Source organism: Alteromonas sp. M12, from assembly GCF_037478005.1.
Classification (GTDB): domain Bacteria; phylum Pseudomonadota; class Gammaproteobacteria; order Enterobacterales; family Alteromonadaceae; genus Aliiglaciecola; species Aliiglaciecola lipolytica_A.
This window is the reverse complement of record NZ_CP144164.1, coordinates 3,279,479-3,300,323: the sequence shown is the minus strand read 5'-3', so window position 1 is coordinate 3,300,323 and position 20,845 is coordinate 3,279,479. Positions and strand designations below refer to the sequence as shown.

Annotated in this window: 17 protein-coding genes; 5 read left to right on the top strand and 12 right to left on the bottom strand. The window is 42.7% G+C overall.

All coding sequences use genetic code 11. The features are described 5' to 3' along the window. Position 1 precedes the first annotated feature (1 nt). Both guaB and guaA read left to right on the top strand, forming a co-directional pair. Positions 2-1,471 carry an IMP dehydrogenase gene (gene guaB, locus VUI23_RS14215; RefSeq protein WP_216048162.1) on the top strand — a complete coding sequence of 490 codons (1,470 nt, stop codon included), beginning with the start codon at positions 2-4 and terminating at the stop codon, positions 1,469-1,471. Positions 1,472-1,547: 76 nt separating this feature from the next. After that, entirely contained in the window at positions 1,548-3,125 is a 1,578-nt protein-coding gene (gene guaA / locus VUI23_RS14210) for a glutamine-hydrolyzing GMP synthase (protein WP_216048163.1), read from the top strand. A gap of 214 nt (positions 3,126-3,339) precedes the next feature. On the opposite strand, the gene VUI23_RS14205 is transcribed toward guaA, so the two are convergent. The 4 genes from VUI23_RS14205 to VUI23_RS14190 all read right to left on the bottom strand — a co-directional run bounded on the left by VUI23_RS14205 (position 3,340) and on the right by VUI23_RS14190 (position 7,057). Further along, positions 3,340-4,515 (bottom strand): MFS transporter, encoded by a 1,176-nt coding sequence (locus tag VUI23_RS14205; RefSeq protein WP_342804760.1) that lies wholly within the window; start codon positions 4,513-4,515, stop codon positions 3,340-3,342. A gap of 84 nt (positions 4,516-4,599) precedes the next feature. Beyond that, complete coding sequence (locus VUI23_RS14200; RefSeq protein ID WP_342804759.1) at positions 4,600-5,862, bottom strand: FAD-dependent oxidoreductase; 1,263 nt, start codon at positions 5,860-5,862, stop codon at positions 4,600-4,602. A 54-nt stretch (positions 5,863-5,916) separates the two neighbouring features. Next, positions 5,917-6,363: a MarR family transcriptional regulator gene (locus VUI23_RS14195; RefSeq protein WP_342804758.1), complete on the bottom strand. Its 447-nt coding sequence runs from the start codon at positions 6,361-6,363 to the stop codon at positions 5,917-5,919. Between the two features lie 457 nt (positions 6,364-6,820). Continuing rightward, positions 6,821-7,057: a hypothetical protein gene (locus tag VUI23_RS14190; protein ID WP_342804757.1), complete on the bottom strand. Its 237-nt coding sequence runs from the start codon at positions 7,055-7,057 to the stop codon at positions 6,821-6,823. Between the two features lie 201 nt (positions 7,058-7,258). Between VUI23_RS14190 and tadA the strand changes: the two genes are divergently transcribed. Beyond that, complete coding sequence (gene tadA, locus VUI23_RS14185; protein WP_216048168.1) at positions 7,259-7,789, top strand: tRNA adenosine(34) deaminase TadA; 531 nt, start codon at positions 7,259-7,261, stop codon at positions 7,787-7,789. 181 nt (positions 7,790-7,970) lie between these two features. Here tadA and VUI23_RS14180 read toward each other — a convergent pair whose 3' ends face one another. Beyond that, on the bottom strand, positions 7,971-8,123 hold the full coding sequence (locus VUI23_RS14180) for a hypothetical protein (RefSeq protein ID WP_216048169.1): 153 nt from the start codon (positions 8,121-8,123) through the stop codon (positions 7,971-7,973). Between the two features lie 191 nt (positions 8,124-8,314). After that, positions 8,315-9,712: a membrane-bound lytic murein transglycosylase MltF gene (gene mltF / locus VUI23_RS14175; RefSeq protein ID WP_342804756.1), complete on the bottom strand. Its 1,398-nt coding sequence runs from the start codon at positions 9,710-9,712 to the stop codon at positions 8,315-8,317. Positions 9,713-9,930: 218 nt separating this feature from the next. Here mltF and purL point away from each other — a divergent pair, with 218 nt between their 5' ends. Then, a complete protein-coding gene (gene purL / locus VUI23_RS14170; RefSeq protein WP_342804755.1) occupies positions 9,931-13,836 on the top strand; it encodes a phosphoribosylformylglycinamidine synthase in 3,906 nt (1,301 codons plus the stop codon). Between the two features lie 258 nt (positions 13,837-14,094). Continuing rightward, positions 14,095-14,229 (top strand): hypothetical protein, encoded by a 135-nt coding sequence (locus VUI23_RS14165; protein ID WP_289847881.1) that lies wholly within the window; start codon positions 14,095-14,097, stop codon positions 14,227-14,229. Between the two features lie 444 nt (positions 14,230-14,673). Here the strand turns inward: VUI23_RS14165 and VUI23_RS14160 are convergent, their stop codons facing one another. Genes VUI23_RS14160 through VUI23_RS14135 form a run of 6 tightly spaced genes read right to left on the bottom strand, consistent with a single transcriptional unit; the run spans position 14,674 to position 20,795 of the window. Further along, the gene (locus VUI23_RS14160) at positions 14,674-15,525 is read right to left on the bottom strand and encodes a fumarylacetoacetate hydrolase family protein (RefSeq protein WP_342804754.1); all 852 of its coding nucleotides are present in this window, start codon (positions 15,523-15,525) and stop codon (positions 14,674-14,676) included. 56 nt (positions 15,526-15,581) lie between these two features. Beyond that, positions 15,582-16,358, bottom strand: a complete 777-nt coding sequence (locus tag VUI23_RS14155; RefSeq protein WP_216048173.1) for a glucose 1-dehydrogenase — start codon at positions 16,356-16,358, stop codon at positions 15,582-15,584. 38 nt (positions 16,359-16,396) lie between these two features. Further along, the gene (locus VUI23_RS14150) at positions 16,397-17,233 is read right to left on the bottom strand and encodes an amidohydrolase family protein (protein WP_216048174.1); all 837 of its coding nucleotides are present in this window, start codon (positions 17,231-17,233) and stop codon (positions 16,397-16,399) included. After that, positions 17,223-18,293, bottom strand: a complete 1,071-nt coding sequence (locus VUI23_RS14145; RefSeq protein WP_252729080.1) for an aldo/keto reductase — start codon at positions 18,291-18,293, stop codon at positions 17,223-17,225. Before VUI23_RS14145 ends, VUI23_RS14150 begins: the two co-directional genes overlap by 11 nt. Positions 18,294-18,297: 4 nt before the next feature. Further along, positions 18,298-19,449 carry an alpha-hydroxy acid oxidase gene (locus VUI23_RS14140; RefSeq protein WP_342804753.1) on the bottom strand — a complete coding sequence of 384 codons (1,152 nt, stop codon included), beginning with the start codon at positions 19,447-19,449 and terminating at the stop codon, positions 18,298-18,300. Beyond that, complete coding sequence (locus VUI23_RS14135; protein WP_342804752.1) at positions 19,449-20,795, bottom strand: L-fuconate dehydratase; 1,347 nt, start codon at positions 20,793-20,795, stop codon at positions 19,449-19,451. The genes VUI23_RS14140 and VUI23_RS14135 overlap by 1 nt, the downstream gene beginning before the upstream one ends. Between the last annotated feature and the right edge of the window lie 50 nt (positions 20,796-20,845).

The window sequence follows — 20,845 nt, the reverse complement described above, 5'->3', positions numbered from 1 at the left end:
CATGTTGAGGATTGCTAAAGAAGCCCTGACTTTTGATGATGTACTCTTAGTTCCTGGGCACTCCACTGTGTTACCTCACACTGCCGATCTGCGCACCAGATTAACCCGCAGTGTATCATTGAATATCCCATTAATCTCTGCCGCCATGGATACTGTTTCTGAGGCACGGTTAGCTATTGCCCTTGCACAAGAAGGCGGAATGGGATTCATCCATAAAAATATGGCTATTGAAGAACAAGCTAATCACGTTCGTGCTGTTAAAAAATACGAAAGTGGAGTGGTATCGGATCCCGTAACCGTAAGTTCTCAAGCCACCTTGGGCGAGATCAATGCCCTTAGTAAATATCATGGTTTCTCAGGTTTTCCTGTCGTTGATGATGATAATAATCTAATCGGAATTGTAACTGGCCGTGATTTGCGTTTTGAAAATAAACTCGATCAACCTGTGTCTAGCGTGATGACGCCCAAAGAACGATTGGTTACCGTGCCCGAAGGCGCAGCCTCTGACGAAGTGCTAGAACTGATGCATGAACACCGCGTTGAAAAAATTCTAGTGGTCGATGATGCGTTCAAACTCAAAGGCATGATAACGGTTAAAGATTTCCAGAAAGCCGAAAATAAACCTAATGCTTGTAAAGATGAATTAGGTCGTTTGCGTGTTGGCGCAGCTGTCGGTGTCGGTCCTGGAACAGAAGAACGTATTCAAGCCTTAGTTGAAGCTGGAGTAGATGTTTTATTAATAGACACCTCCCATGGTCATTCTCAAGGCGTTTTAGACCGCGTAGCTGCAACCCGTAAGGCATTTCCTGATATTCAAATTATTGCAGGTAATGTTGCCACAGCTGAGGGGGCTTTAGCCCTTGCTGATGCCGGTGTTGATGCCGTGAAAGTTGGGATCGGCCCAGGTTCAATTTGTACAACTCGTATTGTGACAGGTTGTGGAGTACCGCAAATAACCGCAGTAGCAGATGCAGTAGAGGCCCTTGAAGGTCGAGATATTCCTGTGATCGCTGACGGTGGTATTCGTTTCTCCGGCGATATTGCCAAAGCCTTAGTGGCAGGTGCAAGTTGTGTCATGGTCGGTAGTATGCTGGCCGGAACCGAAGAAGCACCAGGTGAAGTTGAGTTATATCAAGGTCGTTATTATAAGTCTTATCGTGGTATGGGGTCACTTGGCGCTATGAATCAAAGCCATGGCTCTTCAGATCGTTATTTCCAAGATACTAAATCAGAAGAAAAAATGGTGCCTGAAGGGATTGAAGGCCGGGTTGCTTACAAAGGTCCAATTTCTAACATTATCCATCAACAAATGGGTGGGTTACGCTCAGCAATGGGACTAACCGGAAGCGCTACGATTGATATTTTACGTACCAAACCACAATTTGTAAAAGTGACGGCAGCAGGTATGGGAGAATCCCATGTACATGATGTCAGCATCACCAAAGAAGCGCCTAATTACCGTTTAGGCTAATGTAGCTAGTTGTTCAATCTTAGGTATTGGCGTTGATGCCAATACCTGCTTTTATACTATTAACACGAGATTTTCCATGACCACTAATATTCATGATCAACGTATTTTAATTCTTGATTTTGGTTCTCAATATACCCAACTTATAGCCCGTCGCGTACGAGAAATTGGCGTTTATTGTGAGCTTTGGGCATGGGATGTAAGTGAAGAGCAAATTAAACAGTTTAATCCAAATGGGATTATTCTTTCTGGCGGTCCCGAATCAGTAACTGAAGCTAATTCACCACGAGCGCCTGAATACGTATTTAATGCTGGGGTTCCAGTATTTGGTATTTGTTACGGTATGCAAACTATGGCGGCCCAGTTGGGCGGAAAAGTTTTAGGTTCTGATAAGCGCGAGTTTGGTTACGCACAAGTTGAAGTGATCGAAAATATTCCATTGTTAGCAAACATTGAAGACCATATTGGTAGCAACGGAAATGGCTTGTTAGATGTGTGGATGAGTCATGGCGACAAAGTTTTAGAAATACCGGAAGGCTTTGTTACTGGTGCACAAACTGCAAGTTGTCCTCATGCCGCAATGTTTGACGTGTCTCGCCAATTTTATGGTGTTCAATTTCATCCAGAAGTCACTCATACCCGTCAAGGAATGCGCATCTTGTCTCATTTTGTGATGGATATTTGTGGGTGTCAGAAATTGTGGACGGCAGCGAGTATTATTGAAGATGCAGTTGAGCGAATTAAGCGAAAAGTCGGTGACGATCAAGTTATTCTAGGATTATCTGGCGGCGTTGATTCCTCAGTAACCGCAATGTTGCTACATCAAGCAATTGGTAAAAACCTCACCTGTGTATTTGTTGACAATGGCTTGCTGCGACTCAATGAAGGTGAACAGGTCATGGAAATGTTCGGTGATCATTTTGGTCTCAACATTATAAAAATTGACGCTGAACCACGCTTTTTAGCCGCCCTTGAAGGGGAAGAAGACCCAGAAGCTAAACGCAAAATAATCGGTCGTGAATTTGTTGGTGTGTTTGATGAAGAATCGAGAAAGTTAAAAAATGCCAAGTGGCTTGCGCAAGGCACTATTTATCCAGACGTCATTGAGTCAGCAGGTTCAGCAACCGGTAAAGCCCACGTTATCAAATCACATCACAATGTGGGGGGGTTACCCGATGATATGGAAATGGGACTAGTTGAACCATTGCGCGAACTGTTTAAAGATGAGGTACGCAAAATTGGTTTAGAATTAGGCTTACCTTACGACATGCTTTATCGTCACCCTTTCCCGGGACCTGGTTTAGGGGTTCGCGTATTAGGAGAGGTGAAAAAAGAATACTGTGATTTACTGCGTCGAGCCGATGCAATCTTCATCGAAGAATTACATAATGCTGATTTGTACCACAAAGTGAGTCAAGCTTTTACCGTATTTCTACCTGTGCGCTCAGTTGGTGTGATGGGCGATGCGAGAAAGTATGATTGGGTGGTTTCCCTACGTGCAGTAGAAACCATTGATTTTATGACCGCTCACTGGGCACATTTACCTTATGACTTTTTAGGTAAAGTATCTAATCGCATCATTAATGAAATTGATGGCATTTCTCGCGTGGTTTATGACATCTCTGGTAAACCACCTGCTACCATTGAGTGGGAATAATAGCTTCCAACAAACTACATCTGGCAATATTTAGCCATATCAAAATAAATCTCAAAGCCCAGCGTTCGCGCTGGGCTTTTGGGTTGTGTAGCAGAACAAACCTAATTATTGAGCTTGGTTAGGCAGGTGTAACCTTAGTAGAGGTAGCAGGCCAATACGCCCAGACAAGAGAATAGGCTACAAGCAGGCGCACACTTGTAGGAGGTATTGCACATTATCCTTGCCGATCTAGCCTGCGCATCGCCCAAAGCCCTAAAATTGGCCCTGGAAGTAACCACCATACTACCCAAACCCCTTGCCATTGCCACAGCGCTGTGGTCAACGCAATTGATGGAATGGTCAAAGCAAAGCCTATAGCATTTAACATGGCCAAGGTTGAACCGATACGTTCTCTTGGAGCTGTTTGAGCAGCCAGAGCCGATAGCTGAGGCGAATCCGCAATAACTGTCAGGCCCCAAATACAGAGTAAAACTAACATCACTTTTGGCGGCAAAAAGGCAACCAATGGATAAATCATACAGATAAGTCCGGAGGACCCAAGAGCCAAGCGCGCCACAGACAGACTCCCTATACTTCTGCTCAGTGCTCCACCACCCACACAGCCCACCAGACCTAGCGCGATGATGGAAAACGATATCAATGGGTTCGATAAACTCTGAATGTCGAGACGTCCCATTTCACGAGACACCATAAATGGAATAAGGGTCCACATTGCATAAAGCTCCCAGCTGTGGCCAAAGTAGCCGATTGCCACTGCGCGGAAACGCCTTTCAGTTAAGGCTGCTAGCCCATCTCGTAGTCGTACTTTATTACTTGAAGACGGTAGGTGTGGGCCATCACCTAGAGCAAAGATAGCCACGCCACCTAGCAAAGCCAACCCAGAAGCGCCCAGAAGTGTCCATTCCCAAGGTAACCCGAAAGTCGCGCCACGCAATAGATGAGGTAGAGCAGTGCCTAGTGTTAACATTCCTACTAGCCATGCTAGAGCGGCCCCGACATATTTAGGTGTCCATCCAATCACTAGCTTCATACCAAGAGGGTAGATACCGGCTAAGCACAGACCGGTAAAAAAACGTAATAGCAGATCAAATGGTGGATGGGCTGCCACCAACACAAAGCTGGCATTTGCTAACGCACCAGCTAAAGAGGAAAGGGCGAAAATGCGGCTGGCGCGTAATCGATCAGCCAGACCTGTGGTGGCAATAAATAGGGTACCAGTAATGAAACCAGCCTGAACAGTGAGAGTTAACCATCCAAGATCTTTCTCTGTTAGCCCAACATCATGAATGAGAGCCAAGCCCACCCCATTAACCGAGAACCAAAGCGAAGTTCCACATAGCTGAGCGAGCACGACAATGAATAGCGGATGACTTCGAATAAAGTAGGTCATTTCTCTCACCATATTCAACAAAAGAAAAATGCCCCCAATTCAGCCTAAGCCTATTAACAAAGCTAGGATTAGAGGGCGAGACTTTTATGCTGAGCAACTTCGATTGAGGGCAACGTCATCACAAGAAAAGGAGCGATTCGCAACAGGATCATCATCGATTACCTGATTCGCTAATTTAGACGTGACTGACTTAACCTGTTTATAGCCCGTTTTTAGCAGAAATGTTGGTGCACGGCCGTAGCTTTTAATACCAACAACATAAAGACCGGTTTCTGGGTGAGAAAGCTCAGCGGCGCCATGCTCAGGAACTGAACCACAACTATGAAGATTAGGATCAATAAGTGGACCGAGATTAACCGGACTTTGCGTAGCAGGATCAATGGAGGTACGCAATTCAGATAGCAACTGAAGGTTAGGGCGAAACCCAGTAGCTGCAATGATTTTATCTACTGGCGGTAGTTGAGATGAATGGCTTTTTACGATCAGTTTGTCATTTTCACAGTTGATTTTTTCTATTGCTATATTAGTAAATACCTCGATTTTTCCTTCATCCAGTAATTTTTGGATATGAACTTCGAGGCTTCTACGTTCTTGCAGCTCATCATTTTTTGGTGAGCGCACAATGTTATCGACGGAGGAGCCGCGTATTCCCCATAGAACCCGCATGCCATCAGTTTGATCAGAGAGTTTGACTAAATCCTGTAATGCGTTAAATGCCGAATGGCCGCCACCGATGACGAGTACGGACTTGCCTGCGTACTGTTTATTGCAAGAACCGAGAATATCAGGCACACCGTAAGTAATTGATTGCGAAGCCGTAAGCTCACCAATAGCTGGAATACCATGAGCGCCAAGCCAGTTGGGTGTCTGATAGGTACCAGAGGCATCGATTACGGCCTGGACAAGGATATCGCGATCACCTTCGGGGTTTGAAACACGCACCACGAATGGCGCGCGCTCCCGCATTTCATTGCGTAAAATATCGTGATATTGGCGGCTGACGTTAACAACACGGGTATTCAAATGTAGGTGAGGGGCAACCTTCTCGTGGGATGCTAAAGGCAACACATAGCATTCAAGCAGTTCGCTTCCGGTCGGAAATGCGCTCAGCTCCGGTTCGTCCCAGCCCTGTTTCTTAAGTAGAGAAACGGCTTTGGGATCCATGTTGTATGACCAAGGCGAAAACATACGCACATGACCCCAACTTGCTAGGTTGGAACCGGCACAATCACCTGATTCAAAAATAATGGGTGTAAGCCCTGCGTCGAGCAAGTTAACTGCTGAACTTAAACCGATAGGACCGGCGCCAATAACGGCGATAGGCAAGTTTTCGTTATTGTAATTCATAGATAAACCTCTGAAAAATGTTGTTACTAACAACAATGTAGTTAAAAAAATAGTTTAAGTGCCGAGTCGGGCCCGCGCTGCTACGGTAAGCTTTTCCAACAGTACAATAGCTGCATCGACCACTTCATCAGAGATGTCAGATATCATGGATGCTTCTTCTGCAATCAGACTTTTATGTATGGTGGAATAAAGCGCATGGCCATCAGGACTCAACGAAAGCTGAACTGCGCGCTGATCAAGGGGATCTAAGTTCTTGAGTGCATAACCTTTACGCAGCAGTGAATCAACTACGCGACTTGCAGTACTTTTATCAAGGCACATATCTTCAGCTAACGCTTTAAGCCTTAAAGGACCACGTTTTACAAGCGTTTCGAGGGCGTAGCACTGAGCGACCGACACGTTATGACAGCATATGCTTTCACGATCACGGAACTGATGTACACGGATTAACTGGTTAACTGCTTCGTAAAGCGCTTCTGCGCGCTTAAGCTTTGAGTCCATCGGAAAGTCTCTAATTTATGTTGTTAGTGACAACAATATCCTAGCGGTAAATTTTCTGCAAGCCCTGGAGCTTGTTCAATCACAATGGCGAACGCTCGGCGCGGTCCAATCAAATGAAATATCGGGTTACTCAAGCCGCAAACAATAAAAAATCTGAGCATGGCATTAATAACTGATATTTTTAATGAATGATTGAATACGATAGGAGCATAATATCCGACTATGTTTAGGTCTCAGCTAAGGAACTTATTGATATTGTGAAGGGAATTAGAAATTGTAGACTTAACTGTCCCGTTTAAACCAACAGCAGAGCATTTTGCTTCGATATTCCAATAATTTGCGTCCTGGTCGGGCGGTAACCAGCAAGCTATTTTATTCTCGTTGATTTTAAACTGGGAATCGTAACGAGTCTGTAGGGTACAATAAAGGCGATATTACTATCGCCTTTTTATGGGGGTTACGCCGCTTTATTGCGCTCTAAATTATCAAATTCCCGTTTAAGCACATACTTTTCATCGGTAACAATGGCTTCAAGTACCGCAATTCGTTCCTGCATCACCGTGAGCTGTTGTTTTAATTCGTCGTTTTCTTGCTGAGGTTGGGTCACCTGTTTGACTTCTTTTTTATCTTTACCGGTTAATTTAATAATGGTCCAGCATATGATTGCAATAATTGCGATGGCGGTTAAATTCATAGCATCGTCTCCTTTGACTGACGTAGTGTAATCGTATTAGTATGTTTTGCCGTTATAAACTTGTTTTGCATATTTTTAACCAACTTTTATTTCTTATTAATATCAATGGTTTACGTTTTATAGTGGACTTCACTTGATATGTTAATTAGTTAAATAACCAACTTTTTGAGCAAATTAACCAATGTTTTTAGTATTATTAGAATGACAATCCTAAATCCCCCAGATGAAATTCACATGCAAGATGAGTATTGGATGAACTATGCTCTATCGTTGGCAGATAATGCGTGGAAAATTGGCGAAGTACCGGTTGGTGCAGTGTTGATCAAGGATAATAAGTTGGTTTCCCAAGGCTGGAACCAGTCGATCAATTTACATGATCCATCTGCTCACGCAGAAATGATAGCCATTCGAGAAGGAGGGAAAGTCCTAAATAACTATCGCATGGTGGATTGTACTCTCTATGTTACGTTAGAGCCTTGTCCCATGTGTGCAGGGTTGCTTGTTCATTCTCGAATAAAACGTTTAGTATTTGGCGCAAAAGATTATAAAACGGGGTTTGCTGGTAGTTTGATGAACTTACTCAACGATGAAAGATTGAACCATCAAATCGAAGTACAAGGTGATGTTCTAGCTGCTCAGTGTGCAACTAAAATATCAGACTTTTTTAAGATGCGTCGAGAGCAGAAAAAAGCCCAAAAGCAATTAGCTAAAATTCAAAATGGGACAAACTGACGAACCACAAATTTTAAAATTTTGCTTAGAAGCATTGTTTTCAAATGATACAGGTGATTTGGTATTTTACGCTGTAGGTATTGTGGTAAGCAAAGAGGATGTTTGAACTTAAAGGCAGTTTGAAAGCACAGACAATATGAAAAACAAAATTGCCCTTGGCGCTTTCTAGCTGAAGCTTATTTTAGCTCGCTTCAGCAAAGGTTTCTTGTAAATCAAATTGTTGAAAATTTTGACGCCTAACTAATACTTTCTGGTGTACTTTTTTCAACATTAGTCTTCTTCGGCTACTATTGCCGGGTTTCATTTTTCTGTTTAGTGTATTTCTTTTTCTCATGGTAACTCCTGTGAGGATTATTCTCCTATTTTGTTTAAATAAAACGCGTTAATTACTATAGACAGTTAAATTTCCCATTAGTTTCATAAATATTTAAATTGAAACAAATGAATCATTTAGTTGTTATTAGCTTGGCATGCAAATGTGACTGCTATATGACAAGTCAATAAACAGCGTAAATTTTGGATGGTTTAGTTTTCTTGAGCTTGAGCTGCGTCTTCAGCTTCATCGAGGGTTTCGGCATCCTGCCCGTCTAGCCACATTAATGTATCATAGTACCGCCGTATGTTGTCAACATAAGTAACAGCTTCATCCCCTCGTGCATATCCATAACGGGTGGTTTTGTAGTATTTTTTCTGACGTAATTGAGGTAAACGTTTTTTAACGTCTATCCACATATCGGGGTTGCCACCTTGTCTTTGGGTCAGTACCCGCGCATCTTCTAAATGGCCTAGTCCTATATTGTAAGACGCCAAGGCAAACCAAATTCGATCAGGCTCTTGAATGCGTGCAGGAATTCGACTTAATAAATTGGCAAAGTATTCTGCTCCGCCACGAATGCTTTGTTCCGGGTCTAATCGAGACTCAATTCCTAAATCTTCTGCTGTAGCTAAGGTTAACATCATCATCCCGCGGACACCGGTTGGGGATTTTGCTTTCGGATTCCAGTGACTTTCCTGATAGCTCATCGCTGCTAATAGACGCCAATCTAAATTTTGCGCATGTTGCTCAAACCACTGTCTAAAGTTGGGTAAATTAGTTCTTGCTGAGCGAATAAATTCGCGGGTATCAACATAGTTAAATTGTCTTACATGACCAAAGTACTTATCTTCTAACGCGGCAAGGGTGCCATTTGATTGAATTAGGCCAAAGTATTCGATAAGGGCCGCTAATAAAGAATCATCTTGGCTCTTATCTAAGGCCCATGCCACGCCTTGTTCTTTGCTAATGGTGAATCCAATACTGAGTTCAGGGTGTCTTCTGCGTAGCACTGCTAATATATTAGAATCTACTATGGTGTAGGCAAGTTCATCGTTTAACACCATTTCCATTAGTTCTTCTGCGTCTTTGTCATCTGTTTCTTGCCAGCTCAGCTGTGGATGAAAAGGTTTAAATTCCCGTAATGTTTCTGCATGGCTGCTACCGGCAATGACTAACATTTCTTCGGTTAGATCTGTGGCACTCCTAGGGCGTTCATTACCTTGTTTGAACACCACTTTTTGGCTGATATTTTGATACGCAGGACCAAAGCGGAATAATTCTGCTCGTTCATTGGTTACGCTAATCCCTGCAGCAATTAAATCTAGGTGATGATTAGCAAGTTGCGGAAATAGTTCGTTTAGAGTGTAGTAAGGGAAAACTTCCAGCCGCACGCCTAGATAGCTAGCGAAGCCGCTGGCTAGTTCATATTCAAATCCCTCTGGTCCAACTGGGCCATTGAAATACGTCGTTAAACCATAATTGGTTCCAACTTTGAGTACACCTTGATCTAAGATGCGTGCCAATGTACTGGATTGTTGCGGTTTTTCGCATGCACTGAGCACGAGCACTAAGTTCAGTAGTAAAAACCGTAAAACTGTTTTCTTCACAGATTCCCTTTTAAAACAGGTTAATTCCCTCATTGTGACGAAATTGTTTGAATTCATCTAGGGGAATAATGCAATTGAACACTAAAAACTTTCAAATCAGACCGATTGATGCTTATCAATAGATTGATTTTACACTATAATTCGCGCCTCAAAACTTCCTGAAATCGTGAACTTTGGCAGACTAAATGGTCAAGTTCCAGTAACTTTGGTAATAGCCTATGCTAGTCCTTCGTGGTGCCCCTGCGCTATCTGATTTTCGTGTTGAAAAATTACTTCAACGTTTTACTTCTGCTCAACTTCCCATTGCTGAAATTTATGCTGAGTTTGTGCATTTTGCACAAATTGAGTCGGACATAACCTCAGAGCAGACACAAGTTTTAACTCAATTACTCACCTATGGTCCAGCTATTCCAGCTCATGATCCAGAAGGAGAGCTAATATTAGTGGTGCCAAGACCTGGGACTATTTCTCCATGGTCTTCTAAAGCGACTGATATTGCACACAATTGTGGACTCAAAGAAGTTAAACGAATAGAGCGAGGCTGCGCATACTATTTAAAATTTGCTGCTGAGTTAAGCGCAGAACAACACGCAGAATTGCAACAAATATTACATGACCGTATGACAGAAGCGGTAATGTCTGATTTTGACCAAGTTGAAATGTTATTTGTAGAGGATTCGCCGAAACCTTATAGCAGCGTGGATGTGATTGCAGGTGGCCGAGAAGCCTTAAGCGCAGCCAATGTTGAAATGGGTCTTGCCCTTGCCGATGACGAGATTGACTACTTAGTTGAAAATTTCCAGCGTCTAGGTCGTAATCCAAACGACATTGAACTTTACATGTTTGCCCAAGCCAACTCTGAGCACTGTCGACATAAAATTTTCAATGCCGATTGGACGATTGATGGCGCTAAACAGTCTAAATCGCTGTTCAAAATGATTAAAAATACCTTTGAGTTGAATCCTGATTTTGTGCATTCAGCATACAGTGATAACGCAGCGGTAATGGAAGGATGGAAAGCGGGTCGCTTTTTCCCTGACCCAGAATCCCATGAGTACGAATATCATCATGAAAATATTGATATTTTGATGAAAGTGGAAACCCATAACCACCCTACCGCTATTTCTCCTTTTTCAGGCGCAGCTACAGGTTCTGGCGGTGAGATTCGTGATGAAGGTGCCACTGGAAGAGGTTCTAAGCCGAAAGCTGGGTTAGTGGGGTTCAGTGTCTCAAACCTAAATATTCCTGGATATGCGCTGCCTTGGGAAACGGCTTATGGTAAACCTGAGCGAATTGTTAATGCATTGGAAATTATGCAGCAAGGACCTTTAGGTGGTGCTGCGTTTAATAACGAATTTGGTCGCCCGAATATTCTTGGTTATTTCCGTACTTATGAACAGCAGGTAAATAGTTTCAATGGTGTGGAAGTACGTGGTTATCATAAACCAATTATGTTGGCTGGTGGATTAGGAAATATTCGTCAATCGCATACTCAAAAAGGCGAAATCACCGTTGGAGCAAAGTTAATTGCGCTAGGTGGACCGGCCATGAACATTGGACTAGGGGGAGGCGCTGCTTCTTCCATGACATCTGGTGAATCTAATGAGGATTTGGATTTTGCATCTGTGCAACGGGGTAACCCAGAAATGGAGCGACGTTGTCAGGAAGTTATCGATCGTTGTTGGCAGTTAGGTGACAATAATCCTATTCAGTTTATTCATGATGTTGGCGCTGGTGGTTTATCAAATGCCTTCCCTGAATTGGTGAATGACGGTGGTCGCGGTGGTAAATTTGAACTCAGAAATGTGCCCAATGACGAACCCGGTATGGCTCCCCATGAAATTTGGTGTAACGAATCACAGGAACGCTACGTATTATCCGTGGCCCCTGACAAGCTGCCATTATTTGAATCTATTTGTCGTCGTGAAAGAGCTCCTTTTGCGGTTGTTGGCGAAGCCACACAAGAGCCTCATTTGGCATTGCATGATGACCACTTCAATGACTTACCAATTGATTTGCCATTAGACGTATTGTTGGGTAAACCACCGAAAATGCATCGTGATGTGACCTCTAAAAAAGCCGCAGGGGATGACTTTAAAGCCGAATCTGTAGACATAAATGAAGCAGCGGAACGTCTTTTACGTTTGCCTACTGTGGCAGAAAAAACCTTCTTAATCACTATTGGTGACCGCAGCGTCACGGGATTAGTGAGTCGTGATCAAATGGTCGGCCCTTGGCAAATTCCGGTGGCTGACGTCGCAGTGACAGCGTCTTCATTTGATAGCTATCAAGGTGAAGCAATGTCGGTTGGTGAACGCACACCTATTGCACTATTGAATCACGGAGCGTCAGCACGAATGGCAGTTGGTGAATCTTTAACTAACATTGCTGCAGCAGATATTGGCTCATTGAATCGCATCAAACTGTCTGCCAATTGGATGGCAGCAGCCGGACACCCGGGTGAAGATGCAGGTTTATATGAAGCTGTGAAGGCCGTTGGTGAAGAGCTATGTCCTGAACTGGGCTTAACTATTCCGGTTGGAAAAGATTCAATGTCAATGAAATCCCAATGGCAAGAAGAGCAGCCAGATGGGCAACAAGACAAGGCGGTAACTTCACCATTGTCATTAATTATCACCGCCTTTGGTGCGGTCCGAGATATCCGTAATACGCTAACTCCGCAGCTAAGAACCGATAAGGGTGATACGCTTTTATTATGTTTAGATTTGGGTGAAGGACGCAATCGTATCGGTGGTTCTTGTTTGGCTCAGGTATACAGTCAGTTAGGTAATCAAGCTCCTGATGTCACTAAGCCTAAATTACTAAAATCTTTCTTTGAAGCAATGCAAACTTTGGTGCATCAAGAGTTATTGTTGGCATATCACGATAGATCTGATGGTGGTTTGTTCACTACTTTGGTTGAAATGGCTTTTGCTGGACATACAGGCATTGACGTTCAATTAGATAGTTTCAAGGGGGATGCGCAGTCAGTATTGTTTAACGAAGAATTAGGCGCAGTGGTTCAGGTGACGAAATCCAACTTAGATAAAGTCAACCAAGTGCTAAGTCAACATAATCTTACTGAAGTCACCCATGTAGTTGGAAGTCTAAACAATTCAGACAGAATTGAAATTAGTCATAAACAACAAAAAGTCATATCACAAGAGCGCGGCTACTATCGTCTGATTTGGGCAGAAACCACAGACAAGATGCAACGCTTAAGAGATAACCCTGAATGTGTGGACCAAGAGTGGCAAGCCAAAGGGAATGCGCAGGATCCAGGTTTACATTGTGAGCTAAGCTACGACATCAATGAAGATGTTGCTGCACCTTATATTTCGAAAGGTATTAAACCTAAAATCGCTATTTTACGTGAGCAAGGTGTTAACTCTCAAAACGAAATGGCCGCTGCATTCAATCGCGCAGGTTTTAACGCAATTGATGTGCATATGAGTGATGTTATTGGTCAGAACGTCGCGTTAGATCAGTTTGCTGGTTTGGTTGCCTGTGGTGGTTTCTCATATGGTGATGTGCTGGGAGCAGGGGAAGGATGGGCTAAGTCCATTTTGTTTAATAACTATGCCCGCGATCAATTTGAACAGTTCTTCCATCGGCAAGATTCGTTTAGCTTAGGCGTATGTAATGGTTGTCAAATGCTTTCAAATTTGAAATCTCTGATTCCTGGTGCTGATTTATGGCCGCATTTTGTAACGAACCAATCGGAACGATTTGAGGCGCGAGTGTCGATGTTGGAAGTTCAAGAGAGTAAATCAATATTCTTTGCTGGCATGCAGGGTTCACGTCTACCCATAGCTGTTTCACATGGCGAGGGAAGAGCAGAATTTAAACATACTGGTCATCTTCGACAAGTTCAAAATAATCAACATGTTGCGTTGAAATATGTGGATAATTGGGGAAATGTCACAGAACAGTATCCAGCCAACCCGAATGGTTCTCCGGACGGGATTTCAGGACTCACCTCCAGTGATGGTCGTGCCACTATTATGATGCCGCATCCTGAGCGAGTGTTTAGAGCCGTGGCAAATTCGTGGCAAGCAGACGAGTGGCAAGAAGATGGTCCTTGGATGAGAATGTTTAGAAATGCACGAGTCTTTGCTGGCTAACCACAAAGAAAGCGATTTACTACAATTACGAATCTAAAAAATCTAAAAGCGCCTAATTTTTTAGGCGCTTTTTTAATGAATTATAGTTGTACGTTAGATCGTTGATTTAATTAAATAATCCCTTGTCAATTGGGAAAAACGGGTTTAGACTAAAGTCTAATCTAGGTGTAGTTATCAGAGATGATATTTTTACCAAATGGACTTGCATAAACTTACCGACAACAATTACTATTTTAAAATAATAATAAGAGAAATAAAATGAATCGTTCGTCAAAAGGGTTTGGTTTAACGGGTGTTTTTGCCACTGTACTTTTCCTAGTTGTTTTAGCCGTTGTTAGCACTCCCGCAAGCTCTCAAACCACTTCTACTGATATTGAAAATACTCGAAATTAGAAGTTTTTAACATTCTACTTTTATAGAACCTTCTACTCCGGCTCTAACTTTTCCGTTTTCGATGTAAAACGCTATAAAATTACCTCTTCAATATTGCTAGAAACTGCTGGCTTTTACCACTATTCCACGTTTTAACCTTCATCTTTTCATACCTCGTTCTGGCTTTGTTTTTTGTTCTTGCAGCGCATTTGTCTAGCTTGTTTAAATTTATACTGCATAGAGCAGTGTCTCAGGCACTACTTTTTAGTTTAATGACTACAGGGCAAGGTATTCGGCTATAGATTTGTTTGCTAGTTAAGTGAAGGAGCAGTGAAACCGAGAAGGTTAGATACAATTCTAAAAAACAGCTTTGGTGATTGCGGATAGAAGATGAATCCAACGACTTAAATCTCACAGTGTAGACGAATATAAGTCGTTGGCTAATGATAAGTTTATTAGGTAGGTTTAAGGCTGCTTGTAATCAACTACAAGCTGCTCTTGTGTACCAAGACGTTCAATGCCTAGCGAGATTTTATCACCAGCGTTTAAATATACCGGTGGTTTTTGGCCTAAACCAACGCCCGGTGGTGTGCCAGTAGAAATGATATCGCCAGGTTGTAAACTCATAAATTGACTTAAATAACTTACAATAAATGCAGGTTTAAATACCATGGTACGGCTGTTGCCGTTTTGGTAGCGATGGCCATTTACTTCTAGCCACATATCTAACTCGTTGGGGTTTCCAACTTCATCACTGGTTACCAACCAAGGGCCTATTGGACCGAAAGTGTCACAGCCTTTTCCTTTGTCCCATTGGTTTCCACGTTCTAGTTGGAAGCTTCGCTCAGATACGTCATTACATACACAGTAGCCAGCTATATGCGATGGTGCTTCTTCTTCAGTAACGTAGCTTGCCTCTTTGCCAATGACTAACGCTAATTCTACTTCCCAATCCAGCTTGGTGCTATTTTTAGGTTTGATGATGTTGTCATCAGGACCACAAATAGCGCTGGTGGCTTTTGTAAATACTTCAGGTTCTACCGGCAATGCCATGCCTGATTCAGCAGCATGGTCACTATAGTTGAGACCAATACATATAAACTTGCCAACTTTGCCTACACAGGGGCCGATACGAACGTTTTCAGGGGCTAAGGGTAGGGTGCTAAGGTCTAGATCTCTTAGTTTATCTAAACTTGCAGCGCTGAGAGTGTGTCCATCAATGTCTTCTACTATGCCTTCAAGGCTTCGAATTTGATCGTTTGAGTCTACAATTCCTGGCTTTTCATGCCCATTTTTGCCGAAGCGTACTAATTTCATTTGTTACTCCAATTCATATTTAACTTGTTTAAATTCTTTCTTCGCACAATTTCTGTTTAATTATTTAAGGTTACGAAACCACCATCGATGGGGAAATTAGAGCCGGTGATAAACGCCGCTTCATCAGAGCATAAATAATTAATCAAACCTGCAATTTCTTCTGCATTACCCATACGTCCAATAGGTTGGCTCTTAGATAGTTTTTCGAACATTTCATCGCGATTATCGGGATAGTTTTTATCTAAGAAATTATCCACAAATGGTGTGTGTACTCGTCCTGGGGCTATACAGTTACAACGGATTCCATCATTAATGTAATCCTTAGCTACGGAATACGTCATCGTCAAAACCGCGCCTTTCGTCATCGAATACGCAAATCTATCTGCGATCCCAACGGACGATGCTACCGATGCTAAGTTGATGATCACGCCATATTTTCTGGCTTTCATAGCGGGAACCGTAGCCGACATAGCGTTGTAAACACCTTTAACGTTAACTTGATATAGTCTGTCTAAGTCTGCTTCACTGGTGTTTTCAAGATTGCCTACATGAGCAATACCTGCGTTGTTGATCAAAATATCGATAGATTGCTTATCTAGGATATCGCTAATCACTTGTTGTACGTCGGCATGATCAGCAACGTTGCATTTGTGCGCACTTGCAAAACCATTTTCCGTTTCGATTAGGTTGACGGTTTCTTGGGCTGCTTGTTCGTCTAAGTCGAGTACAAATATATGCGCGCCAGCGGCAGCTAATCGTAGACACACACTTCTACCTATGCCGCTTCCACCGCCAGTCACCAATGCTGTTTTACCGGATAAATTCTTGTTCATAGTTTTGCCCTTTACAATCTCAATAGTGTCAGCAGTACCTAATCTAGATATTGCAAACGATAAAATTTACTGGCCGTTTTTGACCAAATTTGTACTTGCTGTTCGTTCGTCAGCGTGGCCAAAAAGGCTTCTGTTAAAGCTACCCATTCGGTATAGTCTGTGGCTAGATTCAGCACCGGCCAATCACTACCCCACATCAATCGTGAAGCACCAAAACACTCGAATAGGTGGCGCATGTATGGAACCAAAATATCAAAATTTGGGTTGTTTCCCGCTTCGGTCACTAAACCAGATAATTTGCAATATACATTTGGTCTTTTCGCTAATTCTTTAATGTCCGCTGCCCATTGTGAAAATTGTGCTTCGGCAATATTCGGCTTCGCGGCATGATCAATGGCGATTTTTAAATTGGGATAACGATCGACCAAGGTTAATAATTGCTTTAAGTGTCTTGGTTTGACTAACGCATCAAAACTCAAGTTTAGTTTCATCAGCGCAACAAAGGCCGGATTGAGTTCGGGTTTGAGCATCCAATCATCATCGACAATATCTTGGATCATAGGTCTTATCCCTTTAAAATAGGGATCTTTCGATAGTCTGGCGATATGGTATGGCGCATCTACATGTTGCATATCAACCCAGCCAACAACGCCTGCTATAAAATCGGTACTGTGGGCCAGAGATAACATGTATTTCGTTTCGTCCATATCTGGTGCAGCTTGTATCAACACTGTCTTATCAATACCTGATTTTTTCAGATGTGGACGCAGATCTTCAGGTAAGAAATCTCGATAAATAGCACCCAAATCTTCAGTCAACCAGTTGTAATGCCCCAGCTCACGCTGCCAAAAGTGTTGATGGCTATCAATTCGCATGAGAAGCAACATCCGTTGTTTGATTTGTAGGCACAGGAGCTTGCTTATCTAACAAACCGTTCGCCTTCAAGCTCTGCCAAAACTCGCTGGGTATGGTTTGTTTGAATAAACTTATTGTCTTATCTATTCTGTTGATGTTGCCAAGCCCTGGAATGACAGAGACAACACTTGGATGTGCCAGTGGAAACTGCAGAGCCGCAGCAGCCAAGGTTACATTGTATTGTTCGCACAATTCTTCTATTTTGCTGACCCGTTCAACTATTTCTGCTGGGGCAGGGGCGTAATTATAATATGCAGTCCTGTTACCTTTAACTCCAGTCGCTAAAATTCCTGAGTTGTAAGGGCCACCAATAATAATTGAGGTGTTTCGTGCCTGACATTTAGGCAAAAATGTCTGCAACGACTGCTGTTCAAGTAGACTGTAACGCCCAGCAAGTAAAAAACAATCCCAGTCACCGTGATCCATTGCTTGTTCGCAGACCTGGTATTCATTCACACCCAAGCCTATTGCTTTTACCAGCCCTTCGCTGCGTAACTGATCCATGGCTTTATAGCCACCTTGCATTGCGATCGGAAAATGTTTGTCGTTTTCATCACCATGGGTGTCACGACCAATATCATGCATATACAGAATATCAATTCTGTCTAAACCCAAACGCTGTAGGCTGTCTTCAAATGACCGCATTATGCCGTCATAGCTGTAATCATATTGAATATCGAAAGGCATGGGAGACATAAAGCCATGTCGTTCTTTAGCGTAGCCTGCTGGCTTGAGCAAACGCCCAACTTTAGTAGAAAGTACGTAGTCTTTGCCTTGCAAGGGACGTAAAAGATCACCTGTGCGTCTTTCACTCAGACCTTGGCCATAATGAGGTGCAGTATCATAGTGACGGAAGCCTGCCTGCCAAGCGGCAGTTAATACCGCTTTAGAGTCATCATCACTAATTGGCTGATACAGATTGCCCATAGGAGCACAGCCGAAACCTAATGTATCTACCTCGAGATCAGTGTTGCCAATTTGTCTTTTGGGTATAACAGGGGAATTGTGCATTGTACTCATCCGCTTAGTCCTTCACTAAAAACTTCGAAAGATCTGCGACATTAGCGCAGCCCAGTTGATTCATCACTTGTTCAAGTTGAATTTTAAGACAGTTGATGGTGTGTACTCCGCCCTTGTTACCAATGGCGCCAACACCATACACAAAAGGCCGTCCTAAAAAGGTAAAATCAGCTCCACATGCTAAAGCAGACGCTATATTGGTACCTGAACGCAAACCGCTGTCCATAAATATTTTGATGTTTTTAGCATATTTCGCCGCTGCTTTTTGTAACGGAGTTACGGGAGATTCACCCACATCTAGTTGACGAGCACCGTGATTAGACATCACTACAGCATCTGCGCCAAGCTCGATGGCAGCTGCTACATCATCTTGATTAATTAAACCTTTAATCACTAGCGGACCCTGCCAAAAATCTCGAATCGGTTTAAGCCCTTCGATATCGACTCTGCCCATTACTGTTTTGTTCATAAATGCCGCCAATTGGTCGGTTGGCATATTTTTGGGCATATAAGGTTTAAGTGTTTGCATCTCTGGTTTGCCGGCCAAAGCAGTTGCCATTAACCAACTTGGGCAAGATAACATTTGCACAATATTGGACAAGGTCATTTTGGGCGGCATGGCTAAACCATTTTTCATATCCCGTGGTCTATAACCAAAGGTCGGCACATCCACTGTTACCACTAACACTTTGTAACCAGCTTGTTTGATTCTACTTAATAAATCCTCACGAATTTTCTTATCCGTGGGATTATAAAGTTGGTACCATGCTTTGCCTTCAGATATCTCTGCAATGTTCTCCAGGCTTGCTGAAGAAACGGTGCTTAATATGTAAGGCACATTCAAATCGGCAGCGGCCTTGGCCAAAATTTCTGGTGCTTTGGGCCACATTAACCCTTGCAAACCAATGGGCGCAATACCAAATGGTGCATCGTATTTGTGGCCAAAAAGCTCAACCGACATGTCTGATTTATCAAATTTTTGCAACAATCGGCTGCGTAACTGTACCGCTTGAATATCGCTACGGTTGCGTTGTAAGCCAATTTCTTCGTGACAACCGCCTTCCAGGTAATCAAAAGCAAATTTGGGTATTCGAGTCTTAGCTCGCGCTTTTAACGTTGCAACATCAGGCAAAGTGGGATCAAAAAAATCGTTCATTACGAAGCCTGTTTTATAGTCTTATTGTTTAAACGTTTTTGCCACTGTGCGCCTGTAGGGTAGGTGTAGTCATCGATACTTTCCTGAAACATTTCGATACTATATCCTGGTGCAGTTGGTGCAACATACGCCCCGTTTTTAATCACACAAGGATCAATGAAATGTTCGTGTAAATGGTCGACGAACTCTACAACTCTATCAGTTAAATCTGCAGAAATATGTACATAGTCAATCATTGATAAGTGCTGAACGTATTCACATAAACCTACGCCTCCAGCATGTGGACAAACTGGTTTGCCATATTTCGCTGCTAGCAAATAAACGGCTAAAATTTCATTAACACTGGCTAAACGACAGGAGTCAATTTGCACTATATCAATGGCGTCATTGGCGATAAATTGTTTGAACATAATTCGGTTATGGCAGTGCTCACCAGTAGCAACTTGAACATCACCGATGTTTTCTTTAATTTTCTTGTGGCCGAATACATCGTCTGGACTAGTTGGTTCTTCAATAAACCAAGGGGATACATGGGCTAATTCATTTACCCAGTCAATGGCTTGATCAACTTCCCATATTTGATTGGCATCTATCATTAACTTAACGTCATCGCCGATTACGTCGCGGGCGATTTGACAGCGTCTAATATCGCTATTTAAATCTTGTCCAACTTTTAGTTTTATGTGTTTAAAACCCTGATCCAATGCTTCTCGGCATAGTCTTTTTAATTTTTCGTCACTGTAGCCAAGCCATCCAGCTGAAGTGGTATAAGAAGGATAACCATTTTCTTCTAAATACTGAATTCGTTCAGCTTTTGAGTCTGCATTTGCACGCACTATATCCAGAGCTTCATCTCGAGTCAGAGCGTCTGAAAGATATCTGAAATCGATACAATTAATAAACTCTTCTGGGCTCATGTCAGCCAATAAACGCCACAAAGGTTTGTTGGCGTGTTTTGCCCACATATCCCAGATTGCATTCATCACACCACCAATGGCCATATGAATAACGCCTTTTTCGGGGCCTAACCAGCGCAACTGACTGTCAGAACGTAGAGTGTCATAAAACTCACCAATATTTTGAATGATTTTATTAAAGTCTTTACCAACTACAAGATGTTCTAGTGCTTCTATTGCTTTACAGCAAATATCGTTTCCGCGACCAATGGTAAAAATTAATCCATGGCCTTTATTACCTTTATCTGTGCTGATAGTTAAGTATGCAGCAGAGTAATCAGGATCTTTATTAATGGCATCAGAGCCATCTAGGGATTCAGATGTTGGGAAACGAATATCGTGGGTTTCCAACGCTATTATCGTATTGGCAGATGGGGTGATTTCGCTCATAATTTCCTCGTGTTTTAAATATGAAATATTAGTTTATAAGTAAAATATAA

What these genes read in the sequence shown, in the direction of transcription:
- VUI23_RS14205 (WP_342804760.1), bottom strand. Translation starts at nt 4,515, where the DNA reads ATGACCTACTTTATTCGAAGTCATCCGCTATTCATTGTCGTGCTCGCT.
- tadA (WP_216048168.1), top strand. Translation starts at nt 7,259, where the DNA reads ATGACAATCCTAAATCCCCCAGATGAAATTCACATGCAAGATGAGTAT.
- VUI23_RS14165 (WP_289847881.1), top strand. Translation starts at nt 14,095, where the DNA reads ATGAATCGTTCGTCAAAAGGGTTTGGTTTAACGGGTGTTTTTGCCACT.
- VUI23_RS14190 (WP_342804757.1), bottom strand. Translation starts at nt 7,057, where the DNA reads ATGAATTTAACCGCCATCGCAATTATTGCAATCATATGCTGGACCATT.
- VUI23_RS14145 (WP_252729080.1), bottom strand. Translation starts at nt 18,293, where the DNA reads ATGAGTACAATGCACAATTCCCCTGTTATACCCAAAAGACAAATTGGC.
- VUI23_RS14195 (WP_342804758.1), bottom strand. Translation starts at nt 6,363, where the DNA reads ATGGACTCAAAGCTTAAGCGCGCAGAAGCGCTTTACGAAGCAGTTAAC.
- guaA (WP_216048163.1), top strand. Translation starts at nt 1,548, where the DNA reads ATGACCACTAATATTCATGATCAACGTATTTTAATTCTTGATTTTGGT.
- VUI23_RS14140 (WP_342804753.1), bottom strand. Translation starts at nt 19,449, where the DNA reads ATGAACGATTTTTTTGATCCCACTTTGCCTGATGTTGCAACGTTAAAA.
- VUI23_RS14160 (WP_342804754.1), bottom strand. Translation starts at nt 15,525, where the DNA reads ATGAAATTAGTACGCTTCGGCAAAAATGGGCATGAAAAGCCAGGAATT.
- VUI23_RS14155 (WP_216048173.1), bottom strand. Translation starts at nt 16,358, where the DNA reads ATGAACAAGAATTTATCCGGTAAAACAGCATTGGTGACTGGCGGTGGA.
- VUI23_RS14180 (WP_216048169.1), bottom strand. Translation starts at nt 8,123, where the DNA reads ATGAGAAAAAGAAATACACTAAACAGAAAAATGAAACCCGGCAATAGT.
- guaB (WP_216048162.1), top strand. Translation starts at nt 2, where the DNA reads ATGTTGAGGATTGCTAAAGAAGCCCTGACTTTTGATGATGTACTCTTA.
- purL (WP_342804755.1), top strand. Translation starts at nt 9,931, where the DNA reads ATGCTAGTCCTTCGTGGTGCCCCTGCGCTATCTGATTTTCGTGTTGAA.
- VUI23_RS14200 (WP_342804759.1), bottom strand. Translation starts at nt 5,862, where the DNA reads ATGAATTACAATAACGAAAACTTGCCTATCGCCGTTATTGGCGCCGGT.
- VUI23_RS14135 (WP_342804752.1), bottom strand. Translation starts at nt 20,795, where the DNA reads ATGAGCGAAATCACCCCATCTGCCAATACGATAATAGCGTTGGAAACC.
- VUI23_RS14150 (WP_216048174.1), bottom strand. Translation starts at nt 17,233, where the DNA reads ATGCGAATTGATAGCCATCAACACTTTTGGCAGCGTGAGCTGGGGCAT.